We start from the raw sequence: 21,059 nt of genomic DNA, 5'->3' as shown, positions 1-21,059 counted from the left end.
ATTTTAAATACAAAAATCGTTATTCTGCAAAATATGTGTTAATCGAACTCAGGCTAAGATGTTTCGAGCCGCAAATATTAATCTTGCAAACTAATGACTAACGAGAAATATTTTTTGCGCGTTCTGATTCTTGGATCATTGACCGCCCTAGCCCCTTTCTCCATCGACATGTACCTCCCGGGCTTTTCGGCTATTGCAAAGGATTTAAACACGATGATTTCAAAAGTTGCGCTTTCACTATCTAGCTTTTTTATAGGCATTTCCGCAGGACAACTATTATACAGTCCTTTACTTGATAGATTTGGAAGAAAGAAGCCACTTTACTTTGGTTTAATAGTCTACATTGTGCGTCTGCAGGTTGCGCATTTGCAACTATCACAGACTCGCTAATCGCGCTTCGCTTTATTCAAGCTTTTAGGAAGTTGCGCTGCAACCGTGGCTGCTGTGGCATTGGTAAGGGATTTATTTCCAGTCAAAGACAGTGCGAAAGCATTTGCAATGCTCATGTTAGTGCTCGGCATCTCCACCATGATTGCACCAAGCCTTGGAGGATATGTGACCGCAAATCTCGGCTGGATACCATTTTATAATTCTTTTGGGCATTGGGATGTTCAATCACATAACCTCGTACTTATGGTTACCAGAGGCTTACAAGCCAGATACAGCAATGACTTTAAAACCCAAGCCAATTATAAAAAGCTTCATTCTGGTGATGCTTAATCCTCAATTTTATACTTATGCTTTAACGGGAGCTTTGGTATTTGCAGGACTTTTCGTCTACATTTCCGGGTCACCACTTCTTTTTATGGATATTTTTAAACTGAAGGAAGAAATCTATGGATGGATTTTCGCACTTCTTTCAATCGACTTTATTAGTTCCTGCATGTTAATACACTATTGCTAAAAATATTCAAGAGCGAACAGATCATATTTGTTGCAATGCATATTCAAGTGCTCACTATTATTTTCTTCCTTATAGGTGGACTAAATGGCTGGTTCGAATTGTATACCACCGTATTTTTACTATTCAAATTTCTATGCTGCCTAGGGTTTGTGAGTCCAAATGGCTTTGCCCTCACGCTAGCACCATTTTCCAACAACGCAGGTACAGCAGCAGCGCTGATGGGAGCAATACAAACGGGAATAGGAGCGCTTGCGTCTGTTGGTATTGGACTTTTAAACACCCATTCTGTGGTGCCAATGCTGGCAATCATGACGGCCTTCTCAATTTCAGCATTCTTTGTTCTTCTAATTGGAAGAAGAAGGATCAACACAAAATATTAATATCTACTTGACCCTTTCTCTCGAAAGACTAAGCACAGGATATTTAACATTTAACAACTCAAAAGATCCAAACATCAATATGCCGTAGCCTAAAGTTCCATAAAGAAAGCGAAGCTCAAAGGGGATGGCCATTTCTAACACGGTCCAGAATCCAACTAGTGTTTGTGGATATTTGGAACCGTACCATACGCCTAGGTCGGTAACAATCCAATGGATAAACACAACAGCGAGCGTTCCGCCTACGAAATTCAAAACATTAACTTTTTTAACAACTACCTTGGTAACTAATACCATTAGCGCAAACGCAATATAGGTCCAGTACCAACCTTCGTATAAAAAGCCATGACTATACTCCTTGTATATGGTGGTCGCTAAAATCACATCTGTCAATAGCACAGTAACTAGAGGTATCGCGAACGACTGAACTGGGTTTTTAAAGTATGTCCCGCTAAATAGCGTAATTGCACCTACTGCAGAAAAATTAGCTATGTCCCCAAAATTATCAGAAAAAGGTGCGACCGTCCTGAGAATAGTAACTAATAAGACTATTAATAGCAAAATTAAGGTGCGTGGAATAAATGTAGAATCAGACATCGTTTAGAGTTTAAATCTCAAAGTTATGTTATTTCCAGTTATTAAAAGACAGACCTCACTTAATTAGACTGATATCGGCAATTCCGGTGACCTCAGTCGACAGCTCACCCAAAATTGAAAGGTCTGCCATAATTCCCGTCTGAACTTTGATAAAGTCTATCCCTTTCAAAACAATTTTTTTACCATGTTTATCAATCGCATTTGCAATATCAACTTTATCTGTTCCGCCTGCAGTATTGTCAGCGTAACCGAAAGCTAAAGGTGCTGAAATACTTCCTTTAATTCCATCTGAAGGCAAAAGCGTACCCGTCCTGGTAAATTCATCTGCAGTAATCCATAAAGGATAGTGGTTATACTTGTGAAAACTTTGTCTTACTATACCAGTATTTCCCTTGCTATCTTTCCAGGAAACACTTAATGTAGGTGGAATCGGACGTGTGTAAGTAACGGAATAATCCCTTACGTAACCAGCCTTACCAACTTCACTACCCGCAAGCTCATACCAGATATCGTCAGGCTTACGATTTCCATTTTCATCCTGCATTACCCACACTACACCCGGCTCTGACAAACTTGCAATAGCGTTTCCATAAACAATAACATCTTCTTTCTCCGGCTGATTAATTACGGTATGGTCAAAACCATAGACTGCGTAACCTCCAAAAGCTCCTAAAGATATACCTGGTGTAGTTTTTTTTCCTTCAATTGATTTTCCACTTTCCTGATTACCCCAACCTGCTTCATTCATGAACTGTCCTGCGGAGGGAGCAAATTCGAAGAGCGTAGTTACATAAAGATTACTTGCAATCGTAGTTGTAACTTCTGGAACAGCAACAGTCAACACATACTTAAATGTATATCTTCCAGCACTATTTGTCGCTCTGTAATCGATAGTATAAACCCCAGATTTAGCAGGAGTAAATTCTAAAAGACCTGTATTGCTTTTAAGTTCCGTATTTACCAGCCACTCCTGACTAATCTGATTGCCGAGCGTATTATTTGCCTTAAGTGTGATGGCTTCATTTACTTTTCCGTTGATTGCCGCTGTTTCATTCGCCATCTTTATAGATGGTGCCAACACCGTATCTTCAATATCCTTTTTACAGGCAGAAAAGATAGCTAAACCTAATAACGCAACAAGTAACCTACTTCTAATCTTCATGTCTACTTTTTATTTATAGCTATAATTGAACACCACTGTTTGCGGGATCGCTCCTGTAAAGAACTCGAACTTCCTTTTACCTGTTGAAGAGAATGCAATAACCTTTCCTTCAGTACCGTAATTGTTTGCGTCGGCAACAAATACATCCCCATTCAAAGGATTGATTGTTATCGCATATAAAGATGCAATCGCAGTGTTATCAGTAATAAAATCTGCACCAGTGGCACCTGTGCTAACATTTAGCCTTTTAAGAGAATTTGGTGCAGGATAGTCACCATAAACAATAACTAAACCTTGAGCTCCATCAATAGCGATTCCACCAAGGCTGTAATTGTAAGTTTGCGTTTTGGTGTCAGTAGTAGCATTGATACGCTCTAGCGAGGGCGCTATGAATGGAGGTGTATAGGTACCATTAGTTATCGCATAGATTTCGCCTGAAGCTGTTGTGGCAATTGTTGTAGGATTTGTATTCACTGCGATTTCTTTTAGCTTAGTGAAAGAGGTTAAATCCACAACAGAAATTGAAGCATTGTTAGTACTTGGAAAACTAGGAGTCAAAGAGTTTGCAACATACAACTTGTTATTAACTACCGCCAAGCCATCTAAAGCTCCTCCAACTGCAATTCTGGCTTCGATATTCAGTACAGCAGTGTCAATCCTGGAAACAAATCCATCGTAACTTGAAACGTATGCTTTTCCTTTATAAAATCCGACATGCCTTGGAAGAAAGCCTTTGGAAGCATCATAAAAAGGGATCCGCTTAACCGACTTTCCAGTAGATATATTTATGACTTCCACATAAGAATCTTTCGCCGCTACCGCAGTTCCGGTAACTACGCAATACATTTTACTGCCGTATTGTTTTAAATCATTCGCGTTCGTACCAAGATCAATCCCGTTTTGCTTTTTAAAAAAGTCTTTAGTTGTTGTAGAAGCTGTAACGTCATAATAGGTGATCGTACTATTGTTTGCAGCACCAAAGGCCCCTTCACCAAGCGTGTAAACACCAATGGTTTCTTTAGGAAGTCGCTCCAGCACCATTATTCCCCTGTCTTTTGTGCAAGCACCAAAAAGGGTCGTTCCAACTAATAGGACTAATCCCATCTTAATAAAGTTTGTAATCGTTTTGTTCATTGTGTTTAATTTATTTTCTATTTATATACAAATGCAAATTGGGCAGGAATGTCACCAGTCTCGACCGACCATTTTTTCTTTCCTGTTGAATCGAAACAGTACAGCACTCCAGGAGTAATGTGATCTGTTGCGTCAGTTACGAAAACATCCTTTGTTGTAGGGTGTACGGCAAGTCCATATGGAATTTTGATCAACTTATCGGTACCATCAGTGATAAATTTTCTGCTAATCAATATCTCGTCTTTAACGTTTATCATGTCGTATGAAACAATGCTTTCACCAGTAACGATGTTAAACGCTGAGCTATATAGATACGCCAAGTCATCGTCAATAACAATATTACCTGCGGCCACATCAAAAACTTTTTTTATTTGATCTGTTTGTGTGCTGATGACGTACAGTTTTGAAGGTATGTTTAGGTAATCTCCTCTTGAAGTAACATAAAGATCGCCGTACCGGTCTGCTTTAAGTCGATGTAAGTTGATTGCAACCGGAATGCGTTTGGTCTCTTTAAAAGTCGTGAGATTTATTATAGAGATTGTGTTTTCGTAGTTACCAGGGGTATAACCCCCTGAATTAGCGATGTACAAATTATCGCCTACCACCACCATTTCTTCTGGTTGACGCCCCACTTCTATTCGTTTTGTCTCCTTAAGCAAGGTGGTATCTATTTCTGCAACAATACCATTAGGCGCTTTCTGATCTCCGATTTGTCCGAGATAAGCACTCACATATGCTTTTCCCTTGCTAAAAGTAATATACCTGCAATTGATTATGTCAATTTGCTGGATGCGTTTACCTGTTTTGACATTCAATACTTCGACTTTATTAGAACCATTTACCACTACATATAATTTTGAACCGTAAACTCCAACATCATTCCCAACATCACCTAGGCCTTTAGTGACTTGGGGATTAGCCTGATTGTAAATGTTTCTTCGATAGCTACCAGTAGTAAAGTCAACATAATCCAACGAGGCTTTATTCATACTCATATTCCCTTCGTTAACCAGATAAAGCCCCCTTACTGATGCATTTGGCTCAGCTGGGAATAATGTATTTATCAACTCTTCAGGAGCTACTTGAGTATCTTTTCTACAGCCGATCGATGCGGTAGACAAGAAAATGAAAAGCAGTATCCTGCCACTTATTTTTGTATTCATATCTTATAATTTAAGGTGAAGCGATAGGAACGACCTGGCATAGGGAAGTTAGCGACCACATCGTAATACTGGTTTAAAAGGTTGTTGATTTCCAGGCTTAGTCTAAGCTCATTTGATCTTAGCTTGAGCAAATAATGCAGTGCGAGGTCATGCGTATACCATGGTTCCACATAGTTCACGGGAATGTTTGCTTTTTGATTGTAGCGTTCACCGGTATAGATAAAACTGTAGTTCATTGATAACGTCCGATAGGCGGCCCCTCCCAGAAACGAGCCACTATGCTTTGGGGTATACGGAAGCTGTCTTTTATAACTTAATTGTCCCTGACTAATGGGAGTTACATCTATGGCATCCTGATAAGTATAAGTTAGTCCGGCATTTAGCGCTAGCTCATTTAGTCTCAAGAAGCTCTGCAGATTGAAATCAAAACCTTTGATATATGCGTTCCCAATATTTTCGATACTCCAACGCTGGGCATTATTACCCGGTAAGGCAACTATTTTATCTTTTACTTGATTGTAGTAGCCATCTGCCTGCACAGAAAGCTGCTGCAACTTAACATTTTTAAAGCGCTTTACGTATGTTAGGCCCAGATCGTATTGTTTAGCGTATTCTGGTTTTAGGTAAGTTCTTCCAAAGTCGGTATAGTAAAGGTCATTGAAGGTTGGCATTCGGTATATGCTTTTATAAAAAGACCTCAACCGAAATTCCTTACCTGTAAAGGGTTGCCATGATAGCATTAGCGTCGGCGTTAGTTTTTGCTTATCTCCGGCAGGGGTGCCATCCATTACCCTATCATTTAGGTAAGTTCCCAACACATTAGCCTGAATATCAACTTTATTAAAATTAGCATGTATTGCTAGCGCAGTTAGGAAAGTATTTCTGCTTGGATAAGAAAACCTGTAAATGTTAGCGTCAAGTGTATTAAATTGATAATCCGTTGATAGTACTAGCTCCCAGATTTTGTTAAGACGATACTGATTCGCCAGAGACAAATACACTTCCTGCTGTTTAAACTTACTATCTAGCAGTCCGTTAAGTGATACAATTTCAGGATCTAAATACCTGTTATAATCATAACCGTACTTACCTGCAGCAAGCAACGTGTATTTTTCTCCGAAGGCTTTCTGAAATGATGTTTGTAGAAAAGCATTCTTGTTCCATGTACGCTGTAGGTAATCAAATTTATTGCTAACAATAGCCCCCGGAAGTCCCATTTGATCATTGTATAGATATACTCGAGCATTGAAAATACTGCTGTCTTTCAGCAGTCCATGCACCGCATATTCCAAGCGCATCCGTTCTACGTCACTGTTGTTCCTAACTGCGATAGTATCAAATACACCGTTGGTGTATCTGAATTTGTATTTACCAGTAGCTTTTGTGTACTCTGCATTTGCACTTCCACTAAATTCATTGCTCAATTTATTTTGAAGGGATACCGAAGGATTAAACAAACCAAACGAACCTGTTTTGATTGTAGCATTAACATGGTAGCGTTCGTAGTCCTTAAATTGTGGGTTTTTCGTTTTTAAATAAAGGGAACTGCCGACTGAGAATCCCTTGGCAGCCTGAAAAATTTGGCTCTTTTGACCGCTATAAAGCCCAATTTCCGATATATTATCTAAGGAAAACTTACCAAGATCAACTTGCCCGTTTTGTGCATTACTCAACTGGACACCATCATAAAAGACACCTGTGTAATTACTCCCCATACTACGGACATTGATGGTCTTCAAACCTCCTATTCCCCCATAGTCTTTAATTTGCACGCCAGAAAAAAAGCGAATGGCATCTGCCACGCTTATGCTATTGAGCTTTTTCAATTCTTCTCCCAACAGCAATTGCAACGGCGTTGAAGAAGTTTGTCGCCTGCCTATAGATTGAATTTTAACCTCATCTAAAGCAATGTTATCTGTCTGCGCATTTACATTGAAAGGTGCATAACAGAACACTACCAATAATATGGCAGAATAATAGGTAAAAGAATGAAATCGCCCAAAGGCGGTTTTGTTTCTTGTCATTTTTGTTGCGAGTAATTAAACCCACAGCAAACAGTTAGATCTAGGAAATGAAATACATAAATAAAGCATTCACTCCAAGCTTCAATCCCCGAAAGCTATGAAATATTAAAGCGCTTGGCAGGTCTTCTGACTTACTTCCGGAGATCCTACCTTCCCATCTTTGCAGACAGTGGCGATGATTTGGACACCGTTATGAAGCTTACAGCTGCGGGACAGTTACGGAATTACACCGTATTCCCTTTTAATCCCTGTCGGCAGACAGGGAACCAAAAGCGAGGCGAAGGTAGTTAATAATAGAGTATTGAACAAACTTCATTATCTTTAGTTAATTAGCTAACCGATGAAGTACATCCCTTTTCTTCTCATCTTCTTAATGACCCTGAATACTATGGCCCAGGAAAATGACCGACACCTTATTGAAAACATACTTAAAAAGTATCCAGATCGGTTTAGCTCGGTGCTGAATCATCCAGACAAAAACCAGATACAAATTTTATACACTCAAGTAAACAGGGATAAAAACAACAAACCCTCATTCAAGACTTATAGTTACAACTTAGATAATCATCGTTATTTTTATCCTGCCAGCACGGTCAAACTAGCTGCAGTAATATTTGCATTAGAGAAAATAAACGAACTAAAAATAAAGGAGTTAAGTGCTCAGTCGGCTATGATCACTGAAAGCTCATACAATGGACAAACCGCAGTTGCTACAGACACTTCGTCAAAAAACGGCTTGCCATCAATCGAACACTACATTACAAAGATTTTGCTTACCAGCGACAATGATGCATTCAATCGTCTATTTGAATTTATTGGTCGGAAAGAACTTAACAAGAAACTTAAGAAATATGGATTTAAAGATAGTAGAATTCTCAACCGTTTGGCGATAGGTGACGCTGGGGAATGCTCGAAGCACAGCAACCCGATTAAGTTCTATGACGGTGAAACACTTATATATGCCCAGCCCCAACAATATGATCCAAAAGAATATCCGCTTAAGTTGACAAACACATTGATGGGTAAAGCTTACCTGAATAGTGCAGAACAGCTAGTTGAAAAGCCTTTTTCTCTCCAAAATAAAAATGCTTTTAGTATTTCTGATCAGCAGTCTTTGATCAGGAAATTAATGCTTCCTGAAGCATTTTCCGCAGAAGAACGATTTCCCTTAACTAGTGAAGACTATAAGCTCATCTATACCTACATGAGTAAGCTACCCACAGAAAGTGATTTCCCAAAATATAATGTTGTGGAATTCTGGCCCACCTACGCTAAAATGTTATATTTTGGACGAGAAAAAGACGCGGTCATAGACCCTGGAATCAGAATATTTAATAAGTATGGCGACTCTTACGGCTTTATTATTGACAACTCATACTTTGTGAATTTCAAAAACAAAGTTGAGTACTTCCTAACAGCGGTCATCCAATCAAATGAAGACGGCATCTATAATGACGGAAAGTATGAATACGAAACTGTTTGCTTTCCTTTTCTTAAAAATCTAGGTAAAGCGATCTATAGTTTTGAACAGGAAAGGAAGCTCGTTATCAAGCCTAACTTAAGTAAACTTAGATTTAAATATTAGTCTAAAATTTAAGTAAATTAATTGCTTTTATTTGTAGCTGAGTTTTAACATAATTTAACACCCACAGTTTTACGTTTTTTTTGATCTTTATATCCATGTTTAAAGAAATTCGCAATAGATATATCCGGTACCCTGTTATTCTTCTATACTCAATTATAATCTTCTTTTGCGCCCTACAAATCAACTTCTTATGGTTATTTGGTTATTCCCCTTCAGTTAAAGACATCAAGATTCCAACGCAGCGAGTGGGTTCTGAATTATATACTTCTGACGGCAAATTAATCGGTCGATATTATAAGGAAAACCGAACTCCTGTAAGCTTCGAAGAAATATCCCCAAGTGTAATTAATGCGCTAATTGCCACCGAAGACGTCCGCTTCTACAAACATATGGGAATTGATTTTCGCTCTCTTCTGTCGAGCGGAATTTCCACAGCCATAGGCGATAAACGCGGCGCAAGTACAATAACTCAACAGCTTGCTAAAAATCTTTACCGCACCAGATATAACAAGTCGCAGGGTTTATTGAGTAAAATCCCTTTGGTTCGTACGATAATTGCAAAACTCAAAGAATGGTCTACAGCGGTTAAATTAGAGTCCAACTATTCTAAAAATGAGATCATCACGATGTACCTCAATACTGTTTCTTTCGGAAACAATGCGTATGGTATCAAAATTGCTTCAAGAATCTATTTTGACAAAGAACCGAATACCTTGAATATTCCTGAATCAGCATTACTAGTTGGAATGCTCAAAGGTACATCATTATATAATCCGGTTAAGAATCCCGAAAAAGCCCTCCAAAGAAGAAACGTTTCACTTTCGCAGATGAATAAATACAATTACATCAGTGCAGCGCAGTTAGACAGCTTTAAAACAACGCCAATCAAAATCAAAGAAGGAAGTGTTGACAACGGCAGAGATGACTCCTACCTGCGCGCAGCGGTGGACAAATATCTGGAAAAGTGGTGTGCCGATAATAATTATGACCTCTACGAAGACGGCTTGAAGATTTATACTACGATAGACTCGAAACTTCAGAAGTACGCGGAAGAAGCCGTTGCTGACCAAATGAAAACACTTCAAAGACGTTTTTATAGTGTTTGGGGCAACGAAGATCCATGGGAGGATTCTGATAAGAAGAAAGTTGATTACCCTAATCGGGCAATGAAAAATCTTCCAATTTATAGTGTGTTAGAAAAGAAATTCAAGGATAATCCGGACTCCGTTGAAGCGTATTTCAATAGAAAAAAGAAGATGAAGATCTTTACCTGGAAAGGCAATCGTGACACGCTATTTTCTACAATGGATTCTATCAGGTATTATGGCAAGATCCTGAACACTGGAATGATGACTCTCGACCCTTTCAGTGGCAAGATAAAAGTTTGGGTAGGTGGTATTGACCACCAATTCTTTAAATACGATCATGTGAATCAATCCAAGCGTCAGGCAGGCTCTACTTTCAAACCTTTCGCCTATCTGGCTGCGCTGGAACAGGGTATGAGTCCCTGCACAACTTTTACGGATAAACCCGTCCGCATTCCATATCAGAAAAATGGGAAAACAGAATATTGGGAACCTAGAAATGCGGATTGGAGCAATAGTTATAGAGAAATGTCGCTGCGCTGGGCAATGGCAAAATCTGTGAACACGGTAACCGCGCAGGTAACCGAAGCTGTAGGTCCGGAAAATGTGGTTAAATGGGCGCATGAATGTGGCATAGATAGCCACCTTGCTGCAGTTCCCTCGGTGAGTTTGGGACCAAACGATGTATCAGTTTTTGAAATGGTCAAGGCCTATGGAACCTTCCTTAATGATGGCGTTAAGACCGATCCGATTCTTGTAGAGAAAATCACCGACCTGAATGACAATATAATAGAAGAATTTCAAGCTAAAACCAAACGGGCGTTATCTGAAGAAATTTCCTGGTTAATGCTTTACATGTTCCGCGGCGGTATGGAAGAGCCTGGCGGCACTTCTCAGGCACTTTGGGAATGGGATCTCTGGAAAAAGAATAACCAGATAGGTGGCAAAACCGGAACCTCGTCAGATTACGTAGATGCCTGGTATATGGGCATTACCAAGGATTTGGTAACTGGTGTATGGGTTGGATGCGATGAAAGAACTGCGCACTTTAAGAATAGTGAAACAGGTGAAGGATCAAGGACGGCATTGCCAATTTTCGCAAAGTTTATGGAGAAGGTCTATAAAGATCCTTCCACTGGTTATACGATGGGGCCCTTTCCGAAAGCAAAAGTAAAGATCACCGTAGATATCAATTGCCCAACTCCAAAGTATGAAGTAGATACAACATCTACAGACAGCCTTGCTGTTGATTCAACTGAGTTCAATGCCCCGATGACGGATGGGCAGCCACAAGGAACAAGTGAAGAGGTGCAACCTCAAAAAACTGAAGAGAATAAATCTTCTGAATCTGCAAAGACACCCGTAAAACAACCAGCTACTGAAGCTACACTTACCAAAAAAGAAGAGAGACAGTTAAAAAGGAAGCAGCGTCTGGAAGAAAAGGAGAAGAAGAATAATGATCAGTAGATATACAATAAGCTAAAACTAACCACTTATGATAATGAACGCCAACTTAATGAGACGATTTATTCCCATACTTATCATCACCTTGTTATCTGTAGTATCTGTGAAGGCACAGTACTTTGGCCAAAACAAAGTTAGGTATAAAAACGAAAAGTTTAAGGTTTTACAGACCCCACACTTTGAGATTTATTATTACTTAAAAAATGAAAAGCTTATACAAAAGTTTGCTGAGGATGCTGAGACCTGGTATAAAATGCACCAGGAAATATTTAGAGATACGTTCCTTAAAAAGAATCCTGTCATCTTGTATAGCAACCATCCTGATTTTCAGCAGACAACGGCCTTGCAGGGAGAAATTGGTATAGGTACAGGTGGTGTGACGGAAGCGTTGAAAAATAGGGTAATTATGCCGGTGATGGAATTAAATAACCAGACAAGGCACGTACTTGGACACGAGTTGGTACACGCTTTCCAATACCATATACTTCTCGAGAAAGATTCCATAGGCATTGAAAGCATCAGTCAGATTCCCCTTTGGATGGTTGAAGGTATGGCAGAATATCTCTCGGTAGGCAAGACCGATGCATTTACTTCCATGTGGATGCGGGATGCATTACTTAACAGGGATATCCCCTCATTGAAAGATCTGACCAATTCAAACAAATATTTTCCCTATCGCTACGGACAAGCCTTTTGGACCTTTGTAGGCTCAGTATATGGTGATACGACAATCGTTCCTCTCTTCAAGGCCACAGCAAGGTTCGGTTATGAGAATGGACTAAAGTATACGTTCGGTTACGATGACAATACACTTTCGGGCCTTTGGAAAAATGCTATTGAGTCGCATTATCGTCCTATGCTAAAGGCCGACAGTTCCCAAATTAAAATAAGTGGCACCAAAATCATTGACAACAAGAACGCAGGAAATATGAACGTAGCGCCATCAATCAGCCCTGATGGTAAATACCTTGCTTTCCTTTCCGAAAAGGATTTATTTGGAATTGATTTATTTCTGGCTGAAGCCAAAACAGGAAAAATTCTTAGAAAGCTAAGCAGTCAGGTCGCAAATTCCCATATTGACGATTTTAACTTCCTCGAATCGGCAGGTACATGGTCTCCAGACAGTAAACAGTTCGCCTTTAGTATTTTTAGTAAAGGAAGAAATGAATTGATGATCATTGATGTTGCCAGTGGCAAGCAGATTTTAACCACGGATATGGAGAAAGTTGAACAATTTGGTAACTTAACATGGTCGCCAAATGGTACAGATATTGCTTTTTCAGGGATGGTCGAAGGTCAGAGTGATATCTTCTCCTACAATATTAAGACGGAACAGCTTACTCAAATCACCAATGACGAATTCTCTGATTACGCACCAAACTATTCTCGAGACGGGAAACTTATCGCCTTCTCATCCGATAGGGCATCTAGGAGGCTTAACGGCACCAACGCTGTCCATCCTATCAATCTTACATTCTACGATATTTCTACAAAAAAATTAAGTGATGTCCCTGTTTTCCAGGGTGCAAATAATTTAAATGCCCAATTCTCGGGAGATAGTAAATCATTATTTTTCCTGTCTAATAGAGACGGTTTCAGAAATCTATACCAATATAATCTTGCGGATAAATCAGTTAAGCAGCTTACAGACTATTTTACAGGTATCAGTGGTATCACAGAGTTCTCTCCTGCCCTGACAGTGTCCAATAATGATGATATCATTTACAGTTACTATCGCTCGCAGCGCTATACACTTTATAACTCTCCGGTAAACAATTTTAGGTCCAAAACCGTCGACGCCAATGCGGTAAACTTTGATGCCGCAATACTACCACCTAAAGAAACTACTGGTGTTGATATTGTAAATTCCAATCTTAGTAATTTCGAACGCTTTGAAAAGACAAGTCCCGATTCAATGAAACTTGTTCCTTACAAACCGAAATTTAGACTTGATTATCTTGCAAATAGTGGAGTCGGCGTGTCTACAAGTCGTTTTGGAACGGGCGTACAAGGGGGTATATTAGGTATGTTTAGCGATATTCTTGGCAGAAATCAAATTATTGCTAACCTGTCTGTAAACGGAGAGATTTATGACTTTGGTGGGTTAGTTGGCTACATCAATCAACAGAAAAGAATTAACTGGGGAGTAGCATTCTCCCATATCCCGTATGTCACCGGATTTAGAGAGGTAGTTCAGGATCAACTTGAATATGCAGATGGAAAAAAAGTCGATGTTATCAATGACCGAACCAATTTAATCAGGACATTTGAGGATAAGGTGCAATTATTTGCATCCTATCCGTTCAATAAAGTTCATAGGTTCGAAACAGGCGCAGCGGTATCCCATTACAGCTACCGTGTGGATCGGATCAGTAATTACTATGATTACAATGGCTTTTACCTGACCTCCGAGAAGAGGAAAGTAAAAACCAATGATGCCACGAGTGAATTTGGCATTCCACTAGATCCATTCAAGATTTTCCAGCTAAACGCGTCGTTTGTGGGTGACAATTCAATAACTGGCCTTACTTCTCCTTTAGACGGATTCAGATATCGCATTGGTGTAGAGCAATACTTTGGAGATTATAAATTTTCCGCAGTAACGCTTGACGCAAGAAAGTACCTGAGGGCGAAGCCTGTGACTTTTGCGGCAAGAACATTCAATTACTTAAGGATTGGCAAAGATGGTGAGAACCTATATCCCCTTTTCGTTGGATATCCATACTTCATTAGAGGTTATGAGGCCAATTCGTTTTACAACAGCAACAGTTCCGGTACTGGCGGCTTTGATATCAATCAACTGTCAGGTAGTAAGATGGCGGTATTTAACTTTGAAATGCGATTGCCGTTCACCGGCCCTAAGAAGCTGGCTGTAATTCCATCCAAATTTCTGTTCAGCGATTTGAACCTTTTCTTCGATGCAGGTTTAGCATGGCGTGACGGGTCGAAAGTAGTGTTCAAAGGGCAGCCCACCTACGTGACTGAAGAAGTTAGAGATGCAAATGGACAACCTGTGACTGATACTAATGGAAACGTTATCACTACACAAACCACTAACGAACGAGTTCCGGCATTAAGTGTTGGTATCTCATTGAGAGTTAACGTATTTGGATATTTTATTTTAGAACCTTACTACGCTATTCCCTTCCAAAGAAAAGATGTAAAGACCGGGGTATTTGGCTTGACCTTCGCACCAGGTTGGTAGTCGGCAAAAGTTTTTTAAAAAAAAAGGGATCTGAACCTCAAATCCCTTTTTTTAGGACATTATGCTGAACGGTAAATTAACTTGATTCACCATCTTTTTGGATGACATGATGTGCTCAAAGTCTAAGCCTATCGTAAGATCTATCCAGTCAGGATTGCATGACCTTACCACGCGTTCTTTTTGAGTCCTCGTAAATCTGCTCATTAACTTAAAGCGATTAAGTGCTTGCTCCTCAGTTTTGAACTCTTCAAAGTAAACTAGTCGAGTCAATTGCTGGCCACTGTCAAAAAATAAACAAGGCATTTGCTTGTAAAAATCCAGGGTCTTAATGAGATCAGAACTCATTCCCACGTGTAAACTTGTGCGGTTCCTATCGGTAACAATGTAAACGAACTTTTTCATAACTCTTAACAATTAATTGGCATAAACTAATTAAATTAGTCGCTTGTTGTATTAACAAATAAATATTGCTAACTTTATTGGCACAATAATACTAACTTTTTTAGTAAAAACAATTTTATTTTAAACTTTTATTTTATGTCAAATATTTCCGGTAACCTAAAGTACTTAAGAAAGAAAAAAGGCCATACACAGCAACAATTCGCTGATGTAATGGAAATTAAAAGATCATTGATCGGTGCCTATGAAGAAGACCGTGCGGAACCGAAATATGATTTACTAAAAAGAATAGCAGAGTATTTTGACTTAACTATCGATGAGTTTATTAACGAAACAGTCAATGACAACTGGAAGCCAAAACCAAAGAGTCAAGGCTCGAACCTGCGCATTCTAAGTATTACGGTAGACAAAGACGATAATGAAAATATTGAAATGGTTCCGGTAAAAGCCAGTGCGGGTTACCTAAACGGATTTTCTGATCCGCAGTATGTACAAGAACTTCAGAAATTCCAGTTGCCACTTCCCTTCCTGAAAAATGGAACATTTCGCGCATTTGAGATCATTGGAGATTCTATGCTCCCAATTCAGTCTGGTAGTATCATCCTTGGAGAGTACCTAGATAACTGGAACGAAGTCAAAGTTGGAGAAACTTACGTGGTCGTCAGTAAAAATGAAGGAGTTGTCTACAAACGCGCAGGAAATCGTTTCAAGGAAAATAAAGAACTGAAGTTGATCTCTGACAACAAAGTCTATGACGCCTATACAATTGCTTCCGAAGATATCCTCGAGATCTGGAAAGCCAAAGCCTATATCTCTTCAACCTTACCTAATCCTACTCCCGAGCCAACTATCGAGACGCTTACTACAATGATGTCACAAATGCAAAAGTCAATTTCTCAGATTAACAAGAACTAGAAAAACTGCATGATCAACGCAGAAGAATTCATTCAGTTCAAACTCTGGCAACGAAAAGAGAATGACTCCTTAAGGAAGCTATCCTCTTCTACTTTACCCGTAGATTTCTGTTCAAATGACTATCTTGGCTTTGCCAAATCCGTTAATCTTAGAACAGCAATCAAGACTGAAAATGATGCATTATTTGGTAATCCCAATGGATCAGGCGGTTCACGCCTTCTTAGTGGAAATACTAGCTACACTGAAGAAACAGAAAATTTTATCGCAAGCTTTCACAACGCAGAAAGTGGCCTTATCTTCAACTCTGGCTATGATGCCAATGTAGGGCTATTATCGAGCCTCGGTCAAAAAGGTGACACGTTTATTTGTGATGAATTCATTCATGCCAGCCTAATAGATGGTGTAAGACTTACCCATGCTAATAGGTACACTTTCCGGCACAATGATCTTCATCAGCTTGAAGAAAAGCTTAAGTTAGCAAAGGGCGTCACTTACGTAATTGTAGAAAGTGTCTATTCTATGGATGGAAACATCGCGCCACTACGAGAAATTTCCGATCTATGTAAAACCTATGCGGCTAGCCTGATCGTCGATGAAGCTCATGCTACCGGCGTATTTGGGGAAAAAGGGAAAGGTTTAGTTCAAGCGTTAAACTTGGAACAGGAGGTCTTTGCTAAAGTGGTTACATTTGGAAAGGCGCTGGGATGTCATGGTGCAATTGTATTAGGAAGTCAAAATCTACGAGAATATCTCGTCAACTTTGCTCGTTCATTTATATATACAACTGCAGCCCCGCTTCACAATATAGTGGCAATAAAGCATGCTTATCAATTGTTACAAACAGTAGATTACTCAGCAAAACTGCGACAAAAGATTACCTACTTTACTCAGCTATCAATTCAGCTCAACCTGGCAAACATCACATTCAGTCCAAGTGCCATACAAACTATGATATTCCCAGGTAATGTCAATGCAAAGAATGCAGCAGCCAAAATGCAAGCCAATGGTTTGGATGTAAGACCAATCCTGAGTCCGACAGTTTTAGAAGGAAAGGAAAGAATTAGAATCTGTCTTCATTTATTTAACACAGATGAAGAGATCAACAGGTTGGTGCTTCAACTCAAAGAACTAAATATTTAAAAAACTACATAAATGAGCATTACTTTTTTTGTTACCGGAATCGGAACCGGCATAGGAAAGACAATCGTCAGCGCCATACTTACAGAAAAACTACGAGCAGATTATTGGAAGCCAATCCAATCGGGCGATTTGGATCAAAGCGACAGTTTGATAATCAAAAGTCTGATAAGCAATAGCAAAACTGTCATTCACGAAGAAGCCTTTAAATTAACTCACCCACTTTCTCCCCACTTATCTGCGAAGTTAGATCAAGTTGACATCAACATCCGTAAACTACAAACTCCTACAACAACTAATGATTTGATTATCGAAGGTGCGGGGGGCTTAATGGTTCCGTTAAACAATCAGGAGCTTATAATCGATTACATCAAATCCTTAAATATAAAAGTAATTCTTATTTCCCAAAACTACTTGGGAAGTATAAATCACACATTATTGAGTATTGAAGCACTGAAAGCAAGAGGAATCGCAATTAAAGGCATTATCTTCAACGGCATTTCAAATATCGAAACTGAGCGTTACATCAAACAATACAGTGACCTTAATATATTAGGTTATATCCCTGAACTTGAAATTATTAGCAAAGAATCTATTAAACAAGCTTCTGAATATTTGGAATTATAACTCATAAAAAAAGGGAAGCTAATCGCCTCCCTTCTTTAACATAAGTTATGATGTCTATTTTACTGCATCAATTACTGCTTTGAAAGCCTCTGGATGATTCATTGCTAAGTCAGCAAGTACCTTACGGTTCAATCCAATATTTTTAACAGCTAACTTACCAATCAATTGAGAGTAAGATATACCGTGCTGACGAGCTCCGGCGTTAATACGCTGAATCCACAATCCACGAAATTCTCTTTTCTTAACTTTACGGTCACGGTATGCATATTGCAAACCTTTTTCTACCGTATTTTTAGCAATGGTGAAAACCTTGCTTCTTGATCCCCAATAGCCTTTAGCTAAATTAAGAACCTTTTTCCTTCTTCTTCTCGAAGCTACTGCGTTTACCGAACGTGGCATGTTTTAATTGTTTTTGACAAAAGGCGTTGCGTATCACAGCAAACTTACTACCTGTTACCTGGTTAAAAATTTAATTATTTACCGATTGCAAGCATACGTTTAACGTTGCCCGTGTCAGCAGCTGACACCATTGAGGTGTGACCTAAATTACGCTTACGTTTAGTCGACATCTTTGTTAAGATGTGGCTTTTGTATGCGTTCTTTCTAGCGATTTTACCTGTTCCAGTAAGCGAAAAGCGCTTTTTAGCACTGGAATTGGTTTTCATTTTTGGCATAACCTGTTTCTATTTATTTAATTTATTGTTATTTCTTAGCAACTTTTGGAGCCAGCGTTAAAAACATCCGCTTACCTTCCAACTTAGGTAATAATTCTACTTTTCCTACATCTTCCAAAGCCTGAGCAAATTTCAACAACAAGATCTCTCCCTGTTCTTTGTAAACGATTGCTCTACCTTTAAAATGAACGTAAGCCCTAACCTTCTCACCGGCTTCTAAAAAGCTTACCGCATGTTTTAGCTTAAACTGAAAATCGTGGTCATTAGTGTTAGGTCCAAATCTAATCTCCTTAATTACAGTTTGTTTCGCATTAGCTTTAATCTCTTTCTGCTTCTTCTTTTGCTCGTAAACGAACTTACTGTAATCGATTATTCTACATACAGGAGGAACAGCATTTGGTGAGATCTCTACCAGGTCAAGTTCTAATTCATCGGCAATGGCCAAAGCTTTTGCCAAAGGATAAATCCCCGGTTCAACATTATCTCCAGCTAACCTCACCTCTTGAGCTCTGATATACTGATTAATATTATGTTCTGCTTCTTTTTTCTTAAAAGGAGGACGTGGTCCCCTATTAAATCCTGGTCTGCCTAATGCCAAATTTGTATGCTGTTAAATTGTTATTTCTTTAATTAATAATTCACTAAACTCTTGCAACGTCATCGATCCTAAATCTCCCTCACCATGTTTCCTAACAGACAGCCGACCTTCGGCCATCTCTTTCTCTCCAATAATCAACATGTAAGGCGTCTTTCTAATCTCTGCGTCTCTAATTTTTCTTCCAATCTTTTCATCTCGAAAGTCAATCAGCCCGCGAATATCGGAATTATTTAATTCATCTGAAACTTTTTTCGCATATTCTTCATACTTTTCAGAGATCGGAAGAATAATAAATTGCTCTGGTGAAAGCCACAACGGGAAATTACCGGCACAATGCTCAATAAGCACCGCGATGAATCTTTCGAGTGATCCGAACGGCGCCCTGTGGATCATCACTGGTCTGTGTTTCAGATTGTCACTTCCTGTGTATTCCAATTCAAAGCGCTCGGGCAAATTGTAATCAACCTGGATCGTTCCAAGCTGCCATTTCCTACCTAAAGCGTCCTTTACCATGAAATCCAGCTTTGGACCGTAAAACGCAGCCTCGCCGTATTCAACTACGGTCGGCAATCCCTTTTCGGCAGTCGCTTCAATAATAGCAGATTCTGCCAGGTACCAGTTTTCATCACTACCGATATATTTAGACTTGTTCTCAGGGTCTCTCAAAGATACCTGAGCGGTATAATTGTTAAAGCCTAATGACTTAAACACATACAATACAAGGTCAATAACCTTTTGAAATTCTTCTTTAACCTGATCCGGTCTGCAAAATAAGTGTGCATCATCCTGAGTAAACCCACGAACGCGCGTAAGCCCGTGAAGCTCCCCGCTTTGTTCATATCGGTAAACAGTACCAAACTCAGCAAAACGCAATGGAAGATCTTTATAGGAACGCGGCTTCACTTTATAGATCTCGCAGTGATGCGGACAATTCATCGGTTTAAGGAAAAATTCTTCGCCTTCCTGTGGTGTCTTTATCGGCTGGAAAGCATCCTTACCATATTTTTCATAATGCCCAGAGGTAATGTACAAATTCTTGTGGCCTATATGTGGTGTAACTACTTGCTCATAACCAGCTTTAGCCTGCGCCTTAGTTAAGAATTGCACCAATCGTTCACGCAAAGCAGCACCTTTCGGCAACCACAACGGCAAGCCCATTCCTACTTTCTCGGAGAAAGCAAAAAGCTCTAACTCCTTACCTAATTTCCTGTGATCCCTTTTCTTAGCCTCTTCAATCATGTGAAGATACTCAGTAAGCTCAGTCGCTTTAGGAAAAGTAACGCCGTAAATCCTAGTCAGCTGTTTCCTAGTCTCATCACCTCTCCAATAGGCCCCGGCAACGTTCATCAGCTTAATAGCTTTAATGAAACCTGTGTTTGGAATATGCGGTCCGCGACAAAGATCTGTAAACTCACCCTGTGTATAGAAAGTTATTTTTCCATCTTCAAGCCCCTCTAAAAGGTCTAATTTGTACTCATCACCCTTCTCAGTAAAATATGCTATCGCATCAGTTTTAGAAACAGCTCTACGTTCAAAAACCTCCTTCCTTTTTGCTAATTCAATGATCTTAGCCTCGATAGCTTTAAAATCATCTGACGAGAATTCTCTGTCGCCGAAGTCGACGTCATAATAAAATCCTGTTTCGATTGCCGGACCAATACCAAATTTAGTTCCTGGGTAAAGTTCTTCCAGAGCTTCAGCCATAATGTGGGCTGATGAATGCCAGAAGGTAGATTTGCCCGCGGCATCATTCCAGGTTAGCAATTTAACAGAGGAATCCGACTCAATCGGTCTCGAAGAATCCCATATTTCGCCATCAACTTCAGCAGCTAATACGTTCCGGGCAAGCCCCTCAGAAATGGATAATGCAATTTGTTGGGCAGAAATGCCCTTTTCGTACTGACGACTAGAGCCGTCAGGTAAAGTAATGTTAATCATCTACAACTATGATTTAAAAATTTATAAAAAATTAAATATCAAATCACCTACAATGTGATCATTAACTCAAA

At 39.5% G+C, this 21,059-nt stretch carries 17 protein-coding genes, 1 pseudogene and 1 riboswitch; of the genes and pseudogenes, 8 read left to right on the top strand and 10 right to left on the bottom strand.

Translation table 11 applies throughout. The features are described from left to right. Positions 1-93 precede the first annotated feature (93 nt). Positions 94-720, top strand: a pseudogene (locus ACHFIZ_RS14165) (MFS transporter). 177 nt (positions 721-897) lie between these two features. Further along, on the top strand, positions 898-1,284 hold the full coding sequence (locus ACHFIZ_RS14160; RefSeq protein WP_410886948.1) for a hypothetical protein: 387 nt from the start codon (positions 898-900) through the stop codon (positions 1,282-1,284). Between the two features lie 3 nt (positions 1,285-1,287). Here the strand turns inward: ACHFIZ_RS14160 and ACHFIZ_RS14155 are convergent, their stop codons facing one another. The 5 genes from ACHFIZ_RS14155 to ACHFIZ_RS14135 are packed head-to-tail and all read right to left on the bottom strand — an operon-like array spanning position 1,288 to position 7,361. After that, the gene (locus ACHFIZ_RS14155) at positions 1,288-1,878 is read right to left on the bottom strand and encodes a DUF6580 family putative transport protein (protein WP_410886946.1); all 591 of its coding nucleotides are present in this window, start codon (positions 1,876-1,878) and stop codon (positions 1,288-1,290) included. A 55-nt stretch (positions 1,879-1,933) separates the two neighbouring features. Next, entirely contained in the window at positions 1,934-3,040 is a 1,107-nt protein-coding gene (locus ACHFIZ_RS14150) for a cell surface protein (protein WP_410886944.1), read from the bottom strand. A 9-nt stretch (positions 3,041-3,049) separates the two neighbouring features. Further along, positions 3,050-4,174: a YncE family protein gene (locus ACHFIZ_RS14145; RefSeq protein WP_410886942.1), complete on the bottom strand. Its 1,125-nt coding sequence runs from the start codon at positions 4,172-4,174 to the stop codon at positions 3,050-3,052. A gap of 17 nt (positions 4,175-4,191) precedes the next feature. Next, positions 4,192-5,337, bottom strand: coding sequence for a YncE family protein (locus tag ACHFIZ_RS14140; RefSeq protein WP_410886940.1), 1,146 nt, complete (start codon positions 5,335-5,337; stop codon positions 4,192-4,194). Then, complete coding sequence (locus ACHFIZ_RS14135; RefSeq protein WP_410886939.1) at positions 5,334-7,361, bottom strand: TonB-dependent receptor; 2,028 nt, start codon at positions 7,359-7,361, stop codon at positions 5,334-5,336. Before ACHFIZ_RS14135 ends, ACHFIZ_RS14140 begins: the two co-directional genes overlap by 4 nt. 98 nt (positions 7,362-7,459) lie before the next feature. After that, a riboswitch (cobalamin riboswitch) is annotated at positions 7,460-7,647 on the bottom strand. A gap of 54 nt (positions 7,648-7,701) precedes the next feature. On the opposite strand from ACHFIZ_RS14135, the gene ACHFIZ_RS14130 reads away from it, so the two are divergent. From ACHFIZ_RS14130 to ACHFIZ_RS14120, 3 genes are all read left to right on the top strand, one after another. Next, positions 7,702-8,946, top strand: a complete 1,245-nt coding sequence (locus tag ACHFIZ_RS14130) for a serine hydrolase (RefSeq protein ID WP_410886937.1) — start codon at positions 7,702-7,704, stop codon at positions 8,944-8,946. 95 nt (positions 8,947-9,041) lie between these two features. Beyond that, positions 9,042-11,498 carry a penicillin-binding protein 1A gene (locus ACHFIZ_RS14125; RefSeq protein WP_410886935.1) on the top strand — a complete coding sequence of 819 codons (2,457 nt, stop codon included), beginning with the start codon at positions 9,042-9,044 and terminating at the stop codon, positions 11,496-11,498. A gap of 34 nt (positions 11,499-11,532) precedes the next feature. Then, positions 11,533-14,700: a tolB protein precursor gene (locus tag ACHFIZ_RS14120; RefSeq protein WP_410886933.1), complete on the top strand. Its 3,168-nt coding sequence runs from the start codon at positions 11,533-11,535 to the stop codon at positions 14,698-14,700. A 51-nt stretch (positions 14,701-14,751) separates the two neighbouring features. Here the strand turns inward: ACHFIZ_RS14120 and ACHFIZ_RS14115 are convergent, their stop codons facing one another. After that, on the bottom strand, positions 14,752-15,102 hold the full coding sequence (locus ACHFIZ_RS14115) for a GIY-YIG nuclease family protein (protein WP_410886931.1): 351 nt from the start codon (positions 15,100-15,102) through the stop codon (positions 14,752-14,754). Positions 15,103-15,237: 135 nt separating this feature from the next. Between ACHFIZ_RS14115 and ACHFIZ_RS14110 the strand changes: the two genes are divergently transcribed. The 3 genes from ACHFIZ_RS14110 to bioD are packed head-to-tail and all read left to right on the top strand — an operon-like array spanning position 15,238 to position 17,778. Further along, positions 15,238-16,014: an XRE family transcriptional regulator gene (locus ACHFIZ_RS14110; protein WP_410886929.1), complete on the top strand. Its 777-nt coding sequence runs from the start codon at positions 15,238-15,240 to the stop codon at positions 16,012-16,014. A 9-nt stretch (positions 16,015-16,023) separates the two neighbouring features. After that, complete coding sequence (locus tag ACHFIZ_RS14105; RefSeq protein ID WP_410886927.1) at positions 16,024-17,154, top strand: aminotransferase class I/II-fold pyridoxal phosphate-dependent enzyme; 1,131 nt, start codon at positions 16,024-16,026, stop codon at positions 17,152-17,154. A 12-nt stretch (positions 17,155-17,166) separates the two neighbouring features. After that, positions 17,167-17,778: a dethiobiotin synthase gene (gene bioD / locus ACHFIZ_RS14100; protein WP_410886925.1), complete on the top strand. Its 612-nt coding sequence runs from the start codon at positions 17,167-17,169 to the stop codon at positions 17,776-17,778. Between the two features lie 54 nt (positions 17,779-17,832). Here the strand turns inward: bioD and rplT are convergent, their stop codons facing one another. The 4 genes from rplT to thrS all read right to left on the bottom strand — a co-directional run bounded on the left by rplT (position 17,833) and on the right by thrS (position 20,988). Then, positions 17,833-18,177, bottom strand: coding sequence for a 50S ribosomal protein L20 (gene rplT / locus ACHFIZ_RS14095; protein WP_410886923.1), 345 nt, complete (start codon positions 18,175-18,177; stop codon positions 17,833-17,835). A gap of 74 nt (positions 18,178-18,251) precedes the next feature. Beyond that, complete coding sequence (gene rpmI, locus ACHFIZ_RS14090; RefSeq protein ID WP_410886921.1) at positions 18,252-18,452, bottom strand: 50S ribosomal protein L35; 201 nt, start codon at positions 18,450-18,452, stop codon at positions 18,252-18,254. 28 nt (positions 18,453-18,480) lie between these two features. Continuing rightward, positions 18,481-19,050, bottom strand: a complete 570-nt coding sequence (infC, locus tag ACHFIZ_RS14085; protein WP_410886919.1) for a translation initiation factor IF-3 — start codon at positions 19,048-19,050, stop codon at positions 18,481-18,483. Between the two features lie 12 nt (positions 19,051-19,062). After that, positions 19,063-20,988 carry a threonine--tRNA ligase gene (thrS, locus tag ACHFIZ_RS14080; RefSeq protein WP_410886917.1) on the bottom strand — a complete coding sequence of 642 codons (1,926 nt, stop codon included), beginning with the start codon at positions 20,986-20,988 and terminating at the stop codon, positions 19,063-19,065. Positions 20,989-21,059 lie beyond the last annotated feature (71 nt).

Source organism: Pedobacter sp. JCM 36344, from assembly GCF_046546555.1.
GTDB lineage: Bacteria > Bacteroidota > Bacteroidia > Sphingobacteriales > Sphingobacteriaceae > Pedobacter.
This window is presented reverse-complemented; position numbering and strand designations above follow the sequence as displayed.

Bases quoted from the DNA above. Each gene is read 5' to 3' on its own strand.
- ACHFIZ_RS14120 (WP_410886933.1), top strand. From the start codon at position 11,533: ATGAACGCCAACTTAATGAGACGATTTATTCCCATACTTATCATCACC.
- ACHFIZ_RS14115 (WP_410886931.1), bottom strand. From the start codon at position 15,102: ATGAAAAAGTTCGTTTACATTGTTACCGATAGGAACCGCACAAGTTTA.
- thrS (WP_410886917.1), bottom strand. From the start codon at position 20,988: ATGATTAACATTACTTTACCTGACGGCTCTAGTCGTCAGTACGAAAAG.
- ACHFIZ_RS14105 (WP_410886927.1), top strand. From the start codon at position 16,024: ATGATCAACGCAGAAGAATTCATTCAGTTCAAACTCTGGCAACGAAAA.
- ACHFIZ_RS14130 (WP_410886937.1), top strand. From the start codon at position 7,702: ATGAAGTACATCCCTTTTCTTCTCATCTTCTTAATGACCCTGAATACT.
- ACHFIZ_RS14150 (WP_410886944.1), bottom strand. From the start codon at position 3,040: ATGAAGATTAGAAGTAGGTTACTTGTTGCGTTATTAGGTTTAGCTATC.
- ACHFIZ_RS14110 (WP_410886929.1), top strand. From the start codon at position 15,238: ATGTCAAATATTTCCGGTAACCTAAAGTACTTAAGAAAGAAAAAAGGC.
- bioD (WP_410886925.1), top strand. From the start codon at position 17,167: ATGAGCATTACTTTTTTTGTTACCGGAATCGGAACCGGCATAGGAAAG.
- ACHFIZ_RS14125 (WP_410886935.1), top strand. From the start codon at position 9,042: ATGTTTAAAGAAATTCGCAATAGATATATCCGGTACCCTGTTATTCTT.
- ACHFIZ_RS14145 (WP_410886942.1), bottom strand. From the start codon at position 4,174: ATGAACAAAACGATTACAAACTTTATTAAGATGGGATTAGTCCTATTA.
- ACHFIZ_RS14155 (WP_410886946.1), bottom strand. From the start codon at position 1,878: ATGTCTGATTCTACATTTATTCCACGCACCTTAATTTTGCTATTAATA.
- rpmI (WP_410886921.1), bottom strand. From the start codon at position 18,452: ATGCCAAAAATGAAAACCAATTCCAGTGCTAAAAAGCGCTTTTCGCTT.
- ACHFIZ_RS14140 (WP_410886940.1), bottom strand. From the start codon at position 5,337: ATGAATACAAAAATAAGTGGCAGGATACTGCTTTTCATTTTCTTGTCT.
- ACHFIZ_RS14135 (WP_410886939.1), bottom strand. From the start codon at position 7,361: ATGACAAGAAACAAAACCGCCTTTGGGCGATTTCATTCTTTTACCTAT.
- rplT (WP_410886923.1), bottom strand. From the start codon at position 18,177: ATGCCACGTTCGGTAAACGCAGTAGCTTCGAGAAGAAGAAGGAAAAAG.